The 16,634-nt window shown below is 61.4% G+C and carries 16 protein-coding genes; 3 read left to right on the top strand and 13 right to left on the bottom strand.

Going from position 1 to position 16,634, the window contains the following annotated elements; translation table 11 throughout:
* Positions 1-46: 46 nt before the first annotated feature.
* From NX84_RS06380 to NX84_RS06355, 6 genes are all read right to left on the bottom strand, one after another.
* Positions 47-1,204: a cysteine desulfurase family protein gene (locus tag NX84_RS06380; protein ID WP_039675040.1), complete on the bottom strand. Its 1,158-nt coding sequence runs from the start codon at positions 1,202-1,204 to the stop codon at positions 47-49.
* The gene (locus NX84_RS06375) at positions 1,204-2,163 is read right to left on the bottom strand and encodes an electron transfer flavoprotein subunit alpha/FixB family protein (protein ID WP_039675038.1); all 960 of its coding nucleotides are present in this window, start codon (positions 2,161-2,163) and stop codon (positions 1,204-1,206) included. The genes NX84_RS06380 and NX84_RS06375 overlap by 1 nt, the downstream gene beginning before the upstream one ends.
* A gap of 12 nt (positions 2,164-2,175) precedes the next feature.
* Complete coding sequence (locus tag NX84_RS06370; RefSeq protein WP_039675036.1) at positions 2,176-2,976, bottom strand: electron transfer flavoprotein subunit beta/FixA family protein; 801 nt, start codon at positions 2,974-2,976, stop codon at positions 2,176-2,178.
* Positions 2,977-3,010: 34 nt separating this feature from the next.
* Entirely contained in the window at positions 3,011-4,162 is a 1,152-nt protein-coding gene (locus NX84_RS06365; protein ID WP_039675033.1) for a THUMP-like domain-containing protein, read from the bottom strand.
* Between the two features lie 33 nt (positions 4,163-4,195).
* Positions 4,196-5,023: an NUDIX hydrolase gene (locus NX84_RS06360; protein ID WP_039675031.1), complete on the bottom strand. Its 828-nt coding sequence runs from the start codon at positions 5,021-5,023 to the stop codon at positions 4,196-4,198.
* Between the two features lie 65 nt (positions 5,024-5,088).
* Complete coding sequence (locus NX84_RS06355) at positions 5,089-5,901, bottom strand: ABC transporter ATP-binding protein (protein ID WP_052319691.1); 813 nt, start codon at positions 5,899-5,901, stop codon at positions 5,089-5,091.
* 120 nt (positions 5,902-6,021) lie between these two features.
* Here NX84_RS06355 and NX84_RS06350 point away from each other — a divergent pair, with 120 nt between their 5' ends.
* A complete protein-coding gene (locus NX84_RS06350) occupies positions 6,022-8,028 on the top strand; it encodes a maltotransferase domain-containing protein (protein ID WP_039675027.1) in 2,007 nt (668 codons plus the stop codon).
* A gap of 48 nt (positions 8,029-8,076) precedes the next feature.
* Positions 8,077-10,197 (top strand): 1,4-alpha-glucan branching protein GlgB, encoded by a 2,121-nt coding sequence (gene glgB / locus NX84_RS06345; RefSeq protein ID WP_039675025.1) that lies wholly within the window; start codon positions 8,077-8,079, stop codon positions 10,195-10,197.
* Between the two features lie 155 nt (positions 10,198-10,352).
* Here glgB and NX84_RS06340 read toward each other — a convergent pair whose 3' ends face one another.
* Together NX84_RS06340 and NX84_RS06335 are read right to left on the bottom strand one after the other, a co-directional pair.
* Positions 10,353-10,745 carry an arsenate-mycothiol transferase ArsC gene (locus NX84_RS06340; protein WP_039675023.1) on the bottom strand — a complete coding sequence of 131 codons (393 nt, stop codon included), beginning with the start codon at positions 10,743-10,745 and terminating at the stop codon, positions 10,353-10,355.
* A 22-nt stretch (positions 10,746-10,767) separates the two neighbouring features.
* On the bottom strand, positions 10,768-12,372 hold the full coding sequence (locus tag NX84_RS06335; protein WP_039675021.1) for a peptide ABC transporter substrate-binding protein: 1,605 nt from the start codon (positions 12,370-12,372) through the stop codon (positions 10,768-10,770).
* A gap of 147 nt (positions 12,373-12,519) precedes the next feature.
* On the opposite strand from NX84_RS06335, the gene NX84_RS06330 reads away from it, so the two are divergent.
* Positions 12,520-13,626 carry an HNH endonuclease signature motif containing protein gene (locus NX84_RS06330; protein WP_039675019.1) on the top strand — a complete coding sequence of 369 codons (1,107 nt, stop codon included), beginning with the start codon at positions 12,520-12,522 and terminating at the stop codon, positions 13,624-13,626.
* A 151-nt stretch (positions 13,627-13,777) separates the two neighbouring features.
* Here the strand turns inward: NX84_RS06330 and NX84_RS06325 are convergent, their stop codons facing one another.
* The 5 genes from NX84_RS06325 to NX84_RS06310 are packed head-to-tail and all read right to left on the bottom strand — an operon-like array spanning position 13,778 to position 16,491.
* Positions 13,778-14,698: a tetratricopeptide repeat protein gene (locus NX84_RS06325; RefSeq protein ID WP_039675017.1), complete on the bottom strand. Its 921-nt coding sequence runs from the start codon at positions 14,696-14,698 to the stop codon at positions 13,778-13,780.
* Positions 14,695-15,003, bottom strand: a complete 309-nt coding sequence (locus NX84_RS06320) for an MTH1187 family thiamine-binding protein (RefSeq protein WP_039675493.1) — start codon at positions 15,001-15,003, stop codon at positions 14,695-14,697. The genes NX84_RS06325 and NX84_RS06320 overlap by 4 nt, the downstream gene beginning before the upstream one ends.
* A gap of 10 nt (positions 15,004-15,013) precedes the next feature.
* Entirely contained in the window at positions 15,014-15,298 is a 285-nt protein-coding gene (locus NX84_RS13160) for a hypothetical protein (RefSeq protein WP_082013923.1), read from the bottom strand.
* Complete coding sequence (gene nucS, locus NX84_RS06315; protein ID WP_039675015.1) at positions 15,298-15,990, bottom strand: endonuclease NucS; 693 nt, start codon at positions 15,988-15,990, stop codon at positions 15,298-15,300. The genes NX84_RS13160 and nucS overlap by 1 nt, the downstream gene beginning before the upstream one ends.
* Positions 15,991-16,014: 24 nt before the next feature.
* Positions 16,015-16,491 (bottom strand): DUF2550 domain-containing protein, encoded by a 477-nt coding sequence (locus NX84_RS06310; protein WP_039675013.1) that lies wholly within the window; start codon positions 16,489-16,491, stop codon positions 16,015-16,017.
* Positions 16,492-16,634 lie beyond the last annotated feature (143 nt).

Below are 16,634 nucleotides of genomic sequence, written 5' to 3'. Positions count from 1 at the left end.
CTCGCCTTTGTCTTTGGGCGTCGGTACTGGCCGGGAGCTGTTGTGTTTACACCGACCGCGCGCGGCGAATGATCTCTGGGAGTTCTGCCAGGACGGCGTCGATGTCTTCTTCAGTGGTCATTCGTCCCAGGCTGAAGCGCAGGCTGCCGCGGCCGTGTTCTTCGTCAATGCCCATGGCTTCGAGTACGTGGGACATGCGGTTAACTCCCGCATGGCAGGCGGAGCCGGCGGAGGCTTCGATGCCGGCGGCGTCGAGAAGCATGATGAGGCTGTCGCCGTCCGTGCCGGGGAAGGACGCATGCAGGTGAGAAGCCAAGGTGGGCTCCGCGGAGTTGATAATGACGTTGTCGATGCTGGATTCGATGCCAGCCTGAAGCTTGTCGCGGAGTGCAGTCAGGCGGGTGTCCTCCTGCTCCATTTCCGCGACGGACTCGCGCAGAGCTGCGGCGAGCGCACTCGCACTAGCCACGTCGACGGTGCCGGGGCGGATGCCGCGCTCCTGGCCGCCACCGAAAGCTAATGGCAGTGGCGCCGGGGTACGGCGTGCGAGCAGTAGGCCGATGCCCCGGGGCCCGCCGAACTTGTGGGCGCTGGCTGCGAGTGTGGTAGCACCCAGCTCGTGGAAGTTGATGGGCAGTTTGCCGGCGACCTGTACGGCATCGATGTGCACCGGAGTGTTCTGCGCGGCGGCGCGTTCGGTGATGTCCGCGACCGGCTGAACAGCGCCGGTCTCGTTGTTGGCCCACATGCAGGTTGCCACCGCGGCCGGGGTATCCAGGGCGCTTAAGTCACTGACGTGACCGGTGGAATCAACCGGGAGAAGCTCTACAGTGGCGCCGTGCTCAGCGTGGAGCTTCTCCACGGTTTCGAGTACAGCAGGGTGCTCGATGGGGGTCGAAACGATTCGTGTCGACGTTTCGTCGGCAGCGCCCCCGCTGGTGGTGCTAGTAGTCTGCGCAGCGCGGTACAGCCCCTGGATGGCGATGTTGTCCGCCTCCGTGCCGGAGGAGGTGAAGATGACCTCGATGGGTTCGCAGCCGAGCAGCTCGGCGACGGTCTCGCGGGCGTCATCCAGCACAGAGCGCGCTTTGCGGCCTGAGGCGTAGGACGCGCCCGGGTTGAGGGAGCTAGCTGCTCTAGTCCATGCGTCGATGGCGCTTTGGCGCATGGGCTGGGTGGCTGCGTAATCGAGGTAGAGCGGCATTAGTTGCCAGCCTCCTTGCGCTTGGTCAGCTCCGCGGCCAAGGCCGGGGCGATCTCGTGGAGGTCACCCACCACGCCGAGGTCAGCGATCTGGAAGAAGGGCTCATCCTGGTCCTGATTGACCACGACGATGGTCTCCGAAGTCTGCATGCCGGAGGTGTGCTGGATCGCACCGGAAATGCCTAGGCCAATGTAGAGCTTCGGGGACACGGTTGCGCCGGTCTGACCAATCTGGAAAGCGGGGTCGTAGAAACCTTCGTCCACAGCGTCGCGGGTGGCGCCGACGGCGGCACCGAGGGCGTCGGCAAGCGGCTCCACCACGTCGGCGAACTTGTCGCCCACGCCGCGGCCACCGGCCACAACGACCTTGGCCGAGGTTAGCTCCGGACGGGCGGTCTTTTCAGCCGGAGTGAAGGAGGTGACGGTGACGTCCTTCGCGGTGGCAGCCGGCAGCTCGAAAGGAGCAGGAGCTGCGGTGACCGGCTGCGGCTCGGCAACCACGGAGCCTGGGCGCAGGGTGTAGACCACGGAGCCGGTAGCCGTGGAGGAAGTCTCGTAGGAGCCACCGAAGATAGTGTGGTGTGCGCTGCCGTCAGCATTGATGCCGTCGACGTTGACCAAAGCGCCGGAGCCGAGGCGGGCGGCGAGGCGACCGGCAATCTCATTGTTGGTCGGGGTAGCGGCCAACACGATGGGCGCTGGGTTATTGGCGGCCAAGGCGTGGAGGGCGTCGACCTCCGGGGTGACGATGCGCTGCTCATAGTCCGCAGCGGTGGCCTGAACCACCTGGGCGGCACCGAAGTTGCCCAACTCGGCATCGAAGGAGGCGGCGGTGGCGGCATCCTTGGCAACAACGACGGCGGAGACGGTGCCGAGCGCGCGGGCGGCGGTGATGAGCTCGCCGGTGACGGGGCTGAGCTGCTCTGCTTCGTGCTCAACTAGGACATAAACGTGAGACATGTGTTTTCTCCTTTAACCCTCGATGAGATTCTTGGCGGCCAGGAAGTCCGCGACCTTGGCGGCAGCCACGGTCGCATCCGGATCGGTAATGACCTCACCGGCGGTGCGGGCTGGGCGCTGCGCGGAGGCGGTGACCGTGGTGGTGGACGGCACGCCGTCGATGCCCAGGTCCGAAACGGCGAGCGTGGTGACCTCAGCCTTCTTGGCGGCCATCAGGCCCTTGAAGTTGGGGAAGCGCGGCTTATCGGCCTTGTCGGTAAAGGACAGGAGGGCTGGGAGATTGGCCTCAAGCTCCCAGTGGCCGTGGGCGTCCTCGCGAGTGCCGGTGGCGGTGGCACCCGCGAGGGAGGCAGCCTTGAGCTCCGTGAGCGCGGGCAGCTGGCGGTACTCGGCCAGGAGGCCAGCAACAAGGCCAGTGGAGGCGTCGGAGGAGTTGTTGCCCAAGGTGATGACCTGGACCTCGCCGAACTTTTCTGCCACCTGGTTGATGGCGGCGTTAAGTACCCAGGCGGTAGCCAGGGCGTCGGCGCCGGCGAGGGCGTCGTCGACAACGTGCACAGCGTGGTCGGCGCCCATGGCCAGGGCCTTGCGCAGGGCCTCGTCGGCAGCAGCCGGGCCCATGGTAAGTGCGACGACCTCATAGCCGGCATCGGCATTGTCGTCGCGCAGGCGCAGAGCCTGTTCGACGGAGTACTCATTGACCTCATCGATAACGTTATCCACCGAGGTGCGGTCCAAGGTGTGGTCCGCCTCGAGGGTCTTGGTTGACCACGTATCCGGTACGTGCTTGACCAGAGCCGCAATGACTGGCATGTGGGCACTTCCCCTTCCGTAAATTTTGAAACTATTAGGGTGCGTAATTACCTTCGGTCGATACTACTCGCGGTCCGCACAGCACCGCGACTCCCTTCGCCCCAATGCGGGTGACCACGAGCGTCTTGGCCGTCGAGCCCTTGAGCTTGAGCTTCTTGCGCAGCTGGTCCGGGTCCACATCTTGCCCGCGTACCAAGATCTCCAGGGAGCCCACATCGTGTGCGGCCATGGCCGCCTTGAGCTTCCTCATGGGCACCATCTCGATGAATTCAAATCCAGAGGTGCCCTCCGGCAGGCGCTCACCGGTCAGGTAGGCAATGCGCGGGTCCAGCTGGTGCAGCCCTTCTCGCGCGGCGTAGTATCGCACCAGCCCGGCGCGCACGATGGCGCCATCGGGGTCGATGAGGAAGCGGCCGATGGGGCCGGCGTCGGGAAGCTCGTCTTCGTCGAGGTCATCGTCAATGATGTCTGTGTGCAGTCCTTCGGGCGTTGCGTTGAGGATGACCGCTCTCTTCCCTGTTCCAAGTCCCTGCGTATACAGGCAGGTCTCTTTGACCCCGCCGTCGAGGCTGACCACGCAGGCTAAGCCCTCCCACTCCGAGTGGTCGATGCCCGGCGCGCATTTGATGGCTAGTTCGCCGTGGGTGGCAAGAAGGCCCTGCGGGGGTGGCAGGAGCTCATCGAGGCGGGTGATGCGCTTGCCCCCGGCGCGGCGGGCGGGGTCGGCGATGCATACCCGTGCGGTCGTAGTCGTGGTGAGTGCATCGGCACGAAAGACTGGGTGCGCGATGTTGTGCTGCGCCATGGCGACGCGGGAGGCATCAATGTCGCTGCCCACGTATGTCCCCGGCGCATAGGCCTGTCCCTCGGTACCGATGGAGCACGTGAGGTCATGAACGAGGTCAACGCCGCGTTCCTTGAGAAATGCCGCGCGGTAGGCGGCGACGGCAGGGGGCGTGGCCTGCTGTGCGGAGTCGTGGTCCATGAGCCACTCCCCCGGCAGTTTCCCGGAGTGCCGGGAGTTCAGCAACTCGGCCACCGCGCGCCCGTACTCGCCGAACTGGGCCTGGAGCTTGGCGACGTCCCTCAGGTGCCCCTTCTTCGTCCCCTCCAGGTTCGTTGCGGCGGCGTCGATGACGGATGCGTTCTCACAGAGGAAAGAGACTTCGTCCAGGGTGTAGCTCATGGTGCGTTCTTTAGGATTGTTCTCACAGCCGGTCTAGATGCGGTTGACGGGAAAGGTGGTGAAGAATTCGCGGTAGCGCTCATCGTCTTCGGGGTCGCCGATGATGGGCCGCAGGTCGGAGAAGGAGGCATCATCCATGACCTCCTGCACGCTGCGATAGGAGGCCAGGCGCTTGAGCTGCGCCCAGGTGGGGATGGCGAGGCGGACGAGCCCGGCGCGCCAGCCGTCAAGGACGAGCTGTGGGTCGAACCATCCGGCATCGTCGGCCTCACCAGTATCGCCATCGGGTTCTTGGCCTTCTGGCAACACGCCAATGAAGAAGAAAGTGTCGAACCACTGGCTTTTAACTTCCCCGGCCCAGCGCGACCACGGCAGGAGCATGTCGGCATCGACGCGCATTCCGCTGTGGGAGAGGAACTCTGTGAACGAGATAGCGTGAGTTTCCAGTAGTTCGCGTTCGCGGTGATAGCGGGAGGCGTCGGAGACGATGCCGTCGTCCCGGATGGCCAGCAGCGTGCCGGATTCTTCGAAGAGCTCGCGTGCGGCGGCGAAGACGAGAGCATGGGCCTTGTACTTCGTTACGCCCATGCGCCGCGCCATGGAGACTACGGAGCGCCCAGCCCACAGCTCGCCGGAGTCCCAGGAGCGGGGCGGGAAATCGCGCGGGTCTACTCCCCCGCCCGGAAAGACCACGTGCCCGGGGTAATTGCGCATGGTGTGGACGCGTTCTTGAATCCACACCTGGATGCCGTCGGGGCTATCGCGCAGCAGGAGGACGGTTGCGGCCAAGCGCGCGCCGTTGAAGCCAGTGGTGTCGCCACTATCGATGGCATCCAGGGCGTCGTGATCGAGCTGGCTCATGCAACTTTCCGTGTCATTGATATCGCACTCGCGCTATCAAGGGCTGCTGTCAAGGGCTTGGTGGGCTACCTAATACGGCGGGCGAAGTACCTCTCCCCGATTCGGTCCACCTGGATAGGCTGGTGGAAGGCAGTGGAAAGGTTCTCCGATGTGAGCACCGTATTGATGAGTCCTTTGGCCACGACTCTACCCTCATCCAGGATCATCGCATGCGTAAATCCGTAAGGGATTTCCTCGACGTGGTGAGTAATCATGACGATGGCAGGGGCATCCGGGTCCAAGGCCAAATCACCCAGGTAACCCACGAGGTCCTCACGGCCACCCAAGTCCATGCCTGCGGAAGGTTCATCCAGGATGAGAAGCTCCGGGTTGGACATGAGCGCGCGGGCTAAGATGACGCGCTTCTTCTCACCTTCCGACAGTGTTCCCCACGTGCGCTTAGCCAGGTGGGAAGCGCCAACTTGGGCCAGGATGTCATCAGCACGGGAGAAGTCCATATCCTGGTAGTCCTCGCGCCAGCGGCCGAGCACGGCATAACCAGCGGAGACCACGAGGTCATCGACACGCTCGCCGTCCGGGATGCGGTGCTGCACGGCGGCAGAAGAAATGCCGATGGCCGCGCGGAGATCGCGCATATCGGTCTTGCCGATGCGCTCGCCCATCAGGTAAGCCACGCCCGCAGACGGGAATTCCTCAGCAGCGGCCATGCGCACGAGCGAGGTCTTACCCGCGCCATTGGGCCCGATGATGACCCACCGCTCATCGAGCTCAACTTGCCAGTCAACGGGGCCGACGAGGGTATTGCCGCCTCGGCGCAGCTCGACGCCGCGGAAGTCGATGAGCCAGTCCTCATCGGTGGGCTGGTTCTCTAGGTTCATATCGCCAGTTTGCTCAGGAGTGTTCACAGTCCCCCATTGTGGCCGATATTTTCCGTCGCCGGTGTAACTGACACAGTCTTCCCCCGGTGAAACTGGCACAGCTGCATTATTCTAAGGGGCATGACTCAACGCCTTGGAATCGACGATGTCCGCCCTTCTCTGTCTGGAAACGTAGCCTCGAAAGCCGTAGTAGGCGAGGTTATCCCCGTGACCGCATTGGTATGGCGCGAGGGCCACGATGCCGTCGCCGCGACCCTATCGGTATGGAACACCGAATCCCCCTCCACCTCCTCCGTCACAATGACAGTGGATCCGGATAACCAGGATCGCGTCCATGGTGTCTTTACCCCTGCTATCCCGGGCCGTTGGTTCTTCCGCGTCGATGCCTGGTCCGATCCCATGGCCACGTGGCGCAATGCCGTCACCAAGAAGATGGAAGCCGGCCAGTCGGCACGCGAGCTCAACAACGATCTTCTCCACGGCGCTGAGCTTTTCGAAGAAGCCGCGATTCAAAGCCCCAGCGACAAGGCTGAGCTGCTCTTTGAAGCGTCGAAGGCGCTGCGGGATGAGCAGGGGGACGTCGATAAGCGCGTGCGTACCGCGCTTTCTGATGAGGTGGCTGAGATTCTGCACCACCACCCGCTGCGCCACCTCCTCGTGGAAGGTGAGATCCACGAAGTCTTGGTGGATCGCCGCGATGCGCTGTTTAACTCTTGGTATGAGCTCTTCCCGCGCTCCACGGGTGGGTGGGACGCCGAGGGTAACCCGGTGCACGGCACCTTTGAGACCACCGCTCGGGCACTTGAGCGCGTGGCGGCCATGGGCTTTGACACCGTGTACTTCCCGCCGATTCACCCCATTGGTGAGGTGCACCGCAAGGGTAAGAATAACTCCGTGGTGGCCGAGCCCGGCGATGTTGGCTCGCCGTGGGCCATCCAGGATCACTCCACGACCCACCCGGAACTGGGCACGATGGAGGACTTCAAGGCCTTGGTGAAGAAGGCCGAGGAATTGGGCCTCGAAGTCGCCCTCGACTTGGCACTCCAGGCCTCCCCGGATCACCCGTGGGCCAAGAGCAATCCGGAGTTTTTCACCGTGCTTGCCGACGGCACCATTGCCTACGCCGAAAACCCACCCAAGAAGTACCAGGACATCTACCCGCTCAACTTCGATAACGACCCGGACGCCATCTACGCCGAGATCTATCGCATCGTCATGATCTGGGTCGAAGCCGGTGTCACCACCTTCCGCGTGGACAACCCACACACCAAGCCCACCAACTTCTGGAACTTGCTCATTTCCAAGGTGCACGTGACCCACCCGGAGGTCATCTTCCTGTCCGAGGCCTTTACCCGCGCCCCGCGCCTCTTTGGTCTGGCTAAGGCCGGCTTTACGCAGTCCTATACCTACTTCACGTGGCAGACCTCCAAGTATGACCTGACCAAGTTCGCAGAGATGCACGTGGAGCAGGCCGATATTTGCCGTCCCAACCTCTTTGTCAACACCCCGGATATCCTCCACGAGTCCCTCCAGACCGGCGGGCGTGCCATGTTTGCCATCCGCGCCACCCTGGCGGCTACGCTCTCCCCGCTATGGGGTGTCTACTCCGGCTTCGAGCTCTACGAGCACCAAGCCGTTAAGCCTGGCAGTGAGGAATACCTCGACTCGGAAAAGTATGAGCTGCGCCCGCGCGATTTCCAGGCAGCCGTGAAATCCGGCGACTCCCTGGAATCCTATATCCGCCTGCTCAACCTCATCCGCCGAGAGAACCCCGCTCTGCAGCAGCTACGTACACTGCGCTTCCACAACACGGATAACGAGGCCATCATCGCCTACTCCAAGGCGGATGCTGCGACCGGCAACGTGGTTTTGGTCGTGGTGAATCTCGATCCGCGCAATGCTCAGGAGGCTACGGTCTATCTGGATATGCCCGCCGTGGGCCGCCACCCGGGGGATCACTTCACCGTCCAGGACGCCATCAGTGGCTCGGCCTACGAGTGGTCCGACCGCAACTTTGTGCGCCTGGAGCCGCTTCGCGACGTCGCCCATGTCTTCATCCTTCCCCCTGCCGACCATGACCTGCAGGAGCAGCTGGCGTGGCGCCGTGTAGAGGACTACCGCGCCTAGTTGTCTGTTGGCCCACGCGGGTAACGAGAGTTAGGTAATTTGGTCAGTATGAACATCCCGGCTACCGATCGTGAACGCCTTAATTCCTGCCGCCACCATGCTCCCCATGACTTTTATGGGTGGCATCAAGGAACCGTCCGCACCCGCCGCCCCGGTGCCGAAGCCGTCGAGCTCGTCACCGCAGCAGAAACCATCGCCATGACCCCCGAGGGCGATGACATCTGGGAGGCGCCGCTGGCGGTTGAATCCGACTACCGCCTGCGCATTACCTACCCTGGTCAGCCCGCAGTTGAGGTGGCCGATGGCTACCACTTCCTGCCCACCCTGGGCACCTTGGACCAGCACCTTATTGGTGAGGGCCGCCATGAGCGTCTGTGGGACGTCCTCGGCGCCAACCTCAAGACCTACACCACCGACATGGGTACGGTCACCGGTACCGCTTTTGCCGTGTGGGCCCCGAATGCGGAAGGTGTTGCCGTTGTCGGTGACTTCTGCGGCTGGAACCCTACCCAATTCCCCATGCGTAGCCTGGGCTCCACCGGTATCTGGGAGGTCTTTATCCCGGGCGTTGGTGAGGGCGAGCGCTATAAGTTCGCCGTACATGGGAAGAATTCGCCGCGCATCGACAAGGCCGATCCCCTGGCCAAGCGCACCATTGCCCCGCCGGAGACGGCCTCGGTGGTGACGAAGTCCGACTTTGCGTGGACTGATGAGGAATGGATGTCGCAGCGCAACGATGACCTCGATGTGCCGATGAGTATTTATGAGCTGCATGTAGGCTCTTGGAAGATTGGCGCCAACTACACCAGCTTGCGCGAGGAGCTCATCCCCTATCTCTTGGAACACGGATTTACCCACGTGGAAATGCTGCCTGTGGCCGAGCACCCCTTCGGCGGTTCCTGGGGATACCAGGTGTCGGGCTACTACGCTCCGTCGGCACGCTGGGGTACCCCGGATGAGCTGCGGGCGCTTATCAATGACCTGCACACGGCTGGCATCGGCGTCATCATCGACTGGGTCCCCGCCCACTTCCCCAAGGATGAATGGGCACTGGGCCGCTTCGACGGTCAGGCGCTCTACGAGCACCCGGACCCGCGTCGCGGCGAACAGGCCGACTGGGGCACCTACGTCTTCGACTTCGGCCGCAACGAGGTCCGCAACTTCCTCGTGGCTAATGCCCTCTACTGGGCGGAGGAGTTCCACATCGACGGCCTACGCGTCGACGCCGTGGCCTCCATGCTCTACTTGGATTACTCCCGCGACGAATGGTTGCCCAACATCTACGGCGGCCGCGAAAACCTTGAGGCAGTCCAATTCCTCCAGGAGACCAATGCCACCCTCAACCGAACCCACCCGGGTGTTCTCACCATTGCGGAGGAATCCACCTCCTGGCCAGGTGTTACCGCACCGACTCACGAAGGCGGGCTTGGCTTTAACCTGAAGTGGAACATGGGCTGGATGAACGACACCTTGGAGTACTTCAAGCACGAGCCCATCCACCGCCGCTACCACCACGGCGAGCTGACCTTCTCCATGGTCTATGCCTACTCCGAGCGCTACGTGCTGCCGTTTAGCCACGATGAAGTCGTCCACGGCAAGGGCTCCCTGTGGGAGCGCATGCCGGGCGATGACTGGAATAAGGCTGCGGGCCTCCGTGCCCTCTACGGCTACATGTTCTCCCATCCCGGCAAGCAGTTGATGTTCATGGGACAGGAGTTCGGCCAGACCACCGAGTGGTCCGAGGGAAACTCCGTGGACTGGTCCAACCTTGAAGGCTGGGGCAATGAGTGGCACCACGGCATCAAGCGCCTCGTGAGAGATCTCAACATCGTGTACAAGCAGCACCCAGCCCTGTGGTCGCAGGATTTCACTCAGGACGGCTTCCAGTGGGTGAAGGCTGACGACGCCAATAACAACATGCTCGGCTACGTCCGCTATGGCAAGGACGGCTCCACGCTACTGGCGGTGTGCAACTTCTCCGGCAGCTCGGTACCAAACTACGACCTCTGGGTACCGCGCGATGGCGCGTGGGAGCTCGTGCTCAATACTGACGACGCCGTCTACCAGGGTGCTGGCAACGACCTAGCCCACCATGTCCACTCGGAAGGCAACCACCTCCACCTGCACCTGCCGGCTAATTCAGTGCAGTGGTACGCCTTCCGCGGCTAAGCTGAGTGGCCTAGCGCCGAGCCTGGCTCGGCGCGTGCTCACGCTCGTCGCAAGCAAGGCCTGAGAGACACAACTGCCCGATCTGCCAAAGATCACCGCTGGGATCGAATTCCAGCCCCTGCTTTTGGCAGATCAGGCAGTTTCAGTTTTCAGTCCTACGCGTGAGCATCAAGGAAAGCTCTTACGCGAGCATCAATGTCATCGCGAAGCGCATCCATGCGCTCCTCGCCCTCCATGCCGCGCAGGGACGGATCTTCAATCTCCCAGCGCTCGCAGTTGCCGGCGTAGTGCGCATCGCCGACGACGATGACGTGGTCGACGGAGGAGGCTAGAGATTCGTCGATAAGCGTTGGCGTTCCCGACATATCGGCACCAATCTTGGCCAGTGAGGCCTGTGCCTCGGCATTCACGCCCTGCTCGCGGTGCTGCTCGGTGGTCTGCACGCCAGCAGAGTGAATCTCCCAATCGGGCGCGTGCTTCTTGGCTAGAGCGGCAGCCATCTGAGACTTGCCACGGTTGGTGTTGCAGAGAAAAAGTACGGAAGTCATACCTCCGTACTGTAGACGATGATTACTGAACGGTTTTCTCGATCTCGTAGTAGACCGGCAGGGACTTCCAGTTGAAGGTCACGTTGCTCACATTCTCAGACCAGCCGCCGACAACGTTCGGGTAGAAGAGCGGAATGGCAGGAAGGTCTCGCAGGAGCAGCTCCTGGGCCTGGTTATACAGCTTGGCGGCTTCCTCCGGGGAATTAGCGCCATTGGCTTTGACGATGAGCTCATCGAACTCTGGATTGGAGTATTTCGAGTCATTGGAGGCCACACCCGTGGTGAAGTTCGGGGCCAGGAAGTTGCCCATCGACGGGTAGTCCGCGAACCAGGCGGTGCGGTAGGCGCCGTCCATGCGTTCAGCGCGGTAGGCCTCACGGAAGGACTTGAAGTCCGGATAAGGGTTACCCACGGCTCGGATGCCCAAGGTGTTGCTGATGCTATTGGCCACGGCATCGGCCCAATCCTTGTTGTCGCCATCAGTGTTGTAGTTGATGGGGAAGGTGTCTTCAAAGGCACCGTACTTCTTGTCGGCCTCGGCCCACAGCTTCTTGGCCTCCTCGGGGTTAAAGTCCAGATTCTCCGAGCCTGGCAGGCTGTCGCTATAGCCGGTGAGCACTGGCGATGTGAACTCGCGGGCTGGTGTGCGGGTGCCGTGGAAGATAGTCTTCGCGATTTCCTCGCGGTTGATAGCCATCGACACCGCACGGCGACGCAGCGTGCCCTCTTCCCCACTAAAGTGCGGGGTGTCCACGTGGATGGACATTTCTAAGTAGGTAGCAGCCGGCTTCGTTTCCTGGCGCTCGCCCAAGTCCTGCTCGTAGTTGCCGAATGCCGAGGACGGGATTGCCTCCAGCACATCGAGGTTATTGGAGAGCAGGTCCATGTAGGAGGCACCGCTGTCGGCGTAGAAGACGAACTCGAGGCCATCGTTCTTCGGCGTGCGATCCCCGCCGTACTCTGGGTTCGGCTCCAGAACAATGTTCTGGTTGTGGTTCCATTCCTTGAGCCGGTACGGGCCATTGGAAATCGGGTTCTCACCAAAGCCCTGCGGATCGTCGAGGGCTTCCGGCGGCAGCGGGAAGTAGGCGTTATAGCCCAGACGCGACGGGAAGTCACTCTCCGGCTGGGTCAGTTCGATGGTGAAGGTGCGGTCATCGAGGACCTTGAGGCCCTCCATCTCCTTCACACCTTCGCCGTAGCCTTTGATGGAGGAAAAGAAGCTCTCGTTAAGCTGCTCGTTCGCCACTGCATAATTCCACGTATCGACGAATGTCGCGGCTGTCACCGGCGTGCCGTCAGAAAAGGTGATGTCCGGCTTGAGGGTGACCTTGTAGGTCTTCTCCCCTTCTTTGTCGATGGACTCCGCCATCTCATTGTGGGCCTCACCGTCAGCGTCGTAATAGATGAGGCCGGAGTAAAGCATATCGACGACGCGCCCGCCGCCGTTCTCATTCGTCATAGCGGGGATAAGCCCCTGCTGGGGCTCGGTACCGGGGACGCGGACGATGGCATCGCCACCGGCCACCGCCTCTTGTGAGCTCCCGCTACACGCGGCCAGTGGCACAGTGAGTGCCACTGCGCCCAACAGTGCGGTAGCGGTTCGGAGAGTGCGAGATGTGCGCATGAGATTCCTTCTGTCAGAGCAACACTGAGATGTGCGTTACAACACTTTTTAGAATGTAGCATTACTCAATTCACACCCGAGGAGCTTTGAGAAACTTTTCGCTGCTCCGGTTGCGGGGCCTTTGGGCCTGTTTTAAGCTTCGTGGCCATGGGGGTATTAGAAACCTACTTCCACTACCGCAACTCGGGGATCGCGCTAGTGGAACAAGCAACCAGCTCACCCGACGAGCTCCGCGCGCTCGGCGCCGACGCCAATGACGCTACTGAGCTTTCCCACCTTCACCGCACCTACTTCGGGCAAACCCGCTTTATCGGCAAACAACGCAAAGCCCGTGCCGCCGCGGTGGCACACAAACATAGCCTTAGCGTTCTTACCCTGATTGAGTCCTACACCGCACGCGTGAAAAAAGACCTCGATGCCTGGAACCTACGCATCAAGCTTGCCGGCACCCCCGCTCACCGCATCCGCCAGGTCGCCACCAAGCGTTTGAAGGAGCTTCGTGTCAAGCGCACCGCTAAACCCGGAGTACGCTTCACCTACCGCTCTAAAGGCCCGAACTCCATCACCATCACCGACACCCCCACCGTCATCGCCGACATCAGAGGCACCCTAGAATCCGTCAACAAAACAAACCTGCTTGAGGCTGCCCGCACCGTCATTGTCACCGGTGGTATTGGCACCACACCCGCCGTACATGCTCAAGTCGTTGTCACCCTCAACGAACTCGACCAAATTATTAACGGGGATGGGGAGGAAATCGAACTTAACCTCACCAACGGCGCACGCATGACCGGGGCAGACTTCTTAGCCTACAAGTTTGCTGAGATTGGCTACGCCACCATCATCCACCCCCTTGAAGGGCCTATTAACTCTTATAGGATTCAGCGGCATGCCAGCTGGAAACAACGCATCAGCCTGGCTGCTGAATTCCAAACCTGCTCTAGGCCCGGCTGCAATAAACCAGCTGATTACTGCGAAGTCCACCACCTCATCCCCTGGCAGGCAGGAGGTTTTACTAACCTTAAAAACCTCACCTTCCTGTGCGCCTACCACAACGGTATTAACGACGATGACCCCAAACGCCCCACCGGCAGGGGCTACATGTTCCGGCTTAATACCGGGGTGAGCTACATCCCGCCCTGGGGTGTGCCAATTACCGCCATGCCCGAATACCAAGAAGCCACAGCCAGACTCGCCGCCGAACAAAAAGGACAAACCACAGGCCAACCACCCGACCCGCCGGGTGCAAGCTGAAGCTTCGCACGCACGGTCCCGCGCCTAAACCCGCCAACCACACCACGGTCAGCGGGCACATCGGCGATCCTACAGCTAGTGGAGGCGAGCGCAGAGACGGCGAAACCCGCCAACCAGAGGAGGTTGGCGGGCCAGACAGCGAGACTAGGTACTAGTACAGCGCGCTAGCGAGCTGCGTGCGGGCTGAAAGCACGCGCGGATCACCAGAATCATAGAGGGCAAACAGCTCGAGCAGACGGTCCTTCAGGCGGGCCTTGTCGTCGCCGGCGGTGACCTTCATGGCGTCGATAAGCCGGCTAAAGGCAACGTCCGGAGTCCCGGCGACAATGTGGGCATCAGCGGCCGCGAGCTGCTTATCCACATCCTGCGGATTCTCCTCAGCTTCCGCAATGGGGTCGCCGTCCTTCGCGGATGCATTAAGCCGCTTGAGCACCACGGTAGTGGCACGCGCCTGCTTGATTTCAGCATTATCAGGCTCGGCGGCAAGCACCTCATCGTAAGCAGCAATAGCGGCGTCGAAATCGCCAGCATTCAGCGCGTCCTCTGCCACGAGCAGGCGCGGGTCGGATGCTTCCTCCGTTTGGGGCTGCTCAGCACCAGTATCCTGCAGGCCGCGCAGCTGAGGTCCGAGTTTCTCGACGATCGCCGCTACCCACTGCTCCAGGTTCTCTCGGGGCTGGCTACCTTCAAAGTTGGTGACCGGCTGGCCGGCGGCAATCGCCACGGTGGTGGGCAGGTTCTGTACGCCAAAGACTTGGGCGACCTGCGGCACCACATCGGCGTTGATGTAGCCCACGATGAACGTCAAGCCGCCTGCCGCGGCCATCTCCTCGAAGTCCTTCTTCAGCTGCTCCGAGGCCGGGGAACGCGGGGAACCAATAAGCGCGATGACGGGTACCTCAGCGGAGCGGCGCACGAGGTCATTCTCAAAGTTCTGCTCTGTGACCTCAAAGAAGGGCTGCACACCAGCCGGGGCACCGGTAGTGCCCTGTTCCTGTGCTTTCGCCTTGGCCTCTGCCTGCTGTTTAATGGCTCCCAAATCGAGGGCGCCTCCAACGTACGGTCCGGTCACTGATTCTCCTCCAGGTAACGGTTAACGGATTCTACTTTTTGGGTTATCTGCCCGGTGACGCCTTCGCGAATATCGGCCTTAATGACCAGGCTCGTGCGTGGTGAAACTTTACGGACGGCATCGGTGGCCTCTTTAATCACCGCAAAGACTTCGTCCCACTCACCTTCAAGGAGGGTGAACATGGCATTAGTCTCGTTGGGTAGGCCGGAAGCACGGACCACGCGCACGGCCTCCGCCACGGCGTCAGACATCTCGGCGCTCTCATCACCCACGATGGTCGGGGCTACAGAAAAGGCAACAATCATGCCCGCTAGTCTACCGCCGCTCCCAGCAGTGGCGGTGCCAGTGCCGGCGGTCATCGCCTTGTCTGCCGCTATCGCGCGGCCACGCCACAATGTGCGTAACCCCAGGCGGGATGTTCTGGTTGCAGCCGGGGCACACGTAGTACTTCTGCGCGGCCGAACTGCCGACGTGCCGCATGATGAAAGGTTCCCCATTCGTCCAGCTCGGCCCCGGAACGGTCTGCGAGCCGAGCAACGCGCCGCCATCCCGCGGCAAGAAGCGGGGCTCCTCCCGGATTCTACGGTTTCGGCGTGGCATTAGAACAGCCGCAGCTCGTTGGACTCGATGCCGCGCAGCTCCTGGTAATCGAGCACTACGCAGCGGATCCCGCGATCTTCGGCGAGGGTCCGGGCTTGTGGCTTGATTTCCTGTGCCGCGAACACACCATGGACCGGTGCTAGCAGGTCATCGCGGTTAAGCAATTCCAGGTAACGCGTAAGCTGCTCGACGCCATCGATACCACCGCGGCGCTTGACTTCGACGGCCACGAACTCATTCTGAGAGTTCTTCGCCATGATGTCCACTGGGCCAATCGCCGTGGGATACTCGCGGCGAACCAGCGAGTACCGCTCCCCTAATGTTTCAATGTGCTCCGCCAGAAGCTCCTGCAGGTGTGCTTCGACACCGTCCTTAACCAAGCCTGGGTCTTCGCCCAAGTCCATCTCGATGTCCTGGTGTACCTCTGCGATGGTGATACGAAGCTGTTCGCCTTTAGGGTTCTCCACCAACCACAGCTTCTCACCGGTGTCCTCGCCATCGATATCCGTAATCTCCGACTCCTCAAAGGTGCACGGAGGAGTCATCCAATTCAAGGGCTTGTAGGCACGGTCGTCCGCATGCACAGACACCGAGCCATCGGCCTTGATAAGGATGAGTCGGTCCGCCAAGGGCAGGTGGGCGTCGAGGCGGCCGACGTAATCTACAGAGCAACGGGCGATGACTACACGCATGCCCTCTACCCTAACGGGTGGGGTCTATTTCTTTGGAAAGCGGGTGGCACGCTGGCGCATCTGGTGATAGTTCAGCTTCTCTTTGCGCTTCGACGGTGCTGCTTCCACCCAGGCATTTAGGGCCATGATGCCGTGCGCATCGGAGGCAATCTCATAGTCCTTGCCATGGACGCTGATCCCCATAACCTGGTCGCTGGCGGGCATAAAAGAAGCCTCGTCATCATCCAGCGAACGGATTCCGTTCAAGGTGATGTCGAGGCGATTGAACCGCATATTGGCGCGGGGAAGAACAGATCGAAGCTTAAAGTACTCCATGTATTCGCCGCTATAGCGCACCAGCCCATGCCGCCACGAATGAGAGTCCTTGGCCGGCAGAACACGCAGGAGCACCGTTGTTCCGCGGGATCGCAGCGTAAAAAAGCGCACTGCGGCAAGGATGATGACAACCAGAATAATCAGGATGAGGACGAAGAGTAGCCCTTGCAACACCTGAGAATTCATGACAAATGTTCCTTTACGGCAACGCGATATGTTTCAACGATTGTACCGCCTAGCAACATTGCAATGCCAGTTGGACGGATTCTAGTGGTCGTGGAAACACGATTTTAGTTTTCGGTGGCATAGCTTAGCAGTTCGGCCATTTT

Source organism: Corynebacterium minutissimum (genome assembly GCF_000805675.1).
GTDB classification, from domain to species: domain Bacteria; phylum Actinomycetota; class Actinomycetes; order Mycobacteriales; family Mycobacteriaceae; genus Corynebacterium; species Corynebacterium minutissimum.
This window is presented reverse-complemented; position numbering and strand designations above follow the sequence as displayed.

Bases quoted from the DNA above. Each gene is read 5' to 3' on its own strand.
- NX84_RS06355 (WP_052319691.1), bottom strand. From the start codon at position 5,901: ATGAACCTAGAGAACCAGCCCACCGATGAGGACTGGCTCATCGACTTC.
- NX84_RS06365 (WP_039675033.1), bottom strand. From the start codon at position 4,162: ATGAGCTACACCCTGGACGAAGTCTCTTTCCTCTGTGAGAACGCATCC.
- NX84_RS06375 (WP_039675038.1), bottom strand. From the start codon at position 2,163: ATGTCTCACGTTTATGTCCTAGTTGAGCACGAAGCAGAGCAGCTCAGC.
- NX84_RS06330 (WP_039675019.1), top strand. From the start codon at position 12,520: ATGGGGGTATTAGAAACCTACTTCCACTACCGCAACTCGGGGATCGCG.
- NX84_RS06340 (WP_039675023.1), bottom strand. From the start codon at position 10,745: ATGACTTCCGTACTTTTTCTCTGCAACACCAACCGTGGCAAGTCTCAG.
- nucS (WP_039675015.1), bottom strand. From the start codon at position 15,990: ATGCGTGTAGTCATCGCCCGTTGCTCTGTAGATTACGTCGGCCGCCTC.
- NX84_RS06350 (WP_039675027.1), top strand. From the start codon at position 6,022: ATGACTCAACGCCTTGGAATCGACGATGTCCGCCCTTCTCTGTCTGGA.
- NX84_RS06320 (WP_039675493.1), bottom strand. From the start codon at position 15,003: ATGATTGTTGCCTTTTCTGTAGCCCCGACCATCGTGGGTGATGAGAGC.
- NX84_RS13160 (WP_082013923.1), bottom strand. From the start codon at position 15,298: ATGCCACGCCGAAACCGTAGAATCCGGGAGGAGCCCCGCTTCTTGCCG.
- glgB (WP_039675025.1), top strand. From the start codon at position 8,077: ATGAACATCCCGGCTACCGATCGTGAACGCCTTAATTCCTGCCGCCAC.
- NX84_RS06335 (WP_039675021.1), bottom strand. From the start codon at position 12,372: ATGCGCACATCTCGCACTCTCCGAACCGCTACCGCACTGTTGGGCGCA.
- NX84_RS06380 (WP_039675040.1), bottom strand. From the start codon at position 1,204: ATGCCGCTCTACCTCGATTACGCAGCCACCCAGCCCATGCGCCAAAGC.
- NX84_RS06360 (WP_039675031.1), bottom strand. From the start codon at position 5,023: ATGAGCCAGCTCGATCACGACGCCCTGGATGCCATCGATAGTGGCGAC.
- NX84_RS06310 (WP_039675013.1), bottom strand. From the start codon at position 16,491: ATGAATTCTCAGGTGTTGCAAGGGCTACTCTTCGTCCTCATCCTGATT.
- NX84_RS06370 (WP_039675036.1), bottom strand. From the start codon at position 2,976: ATGCCAGTCATTGCGGCTCTGGTCAAGCACGTACCGGATACGTGGTCA.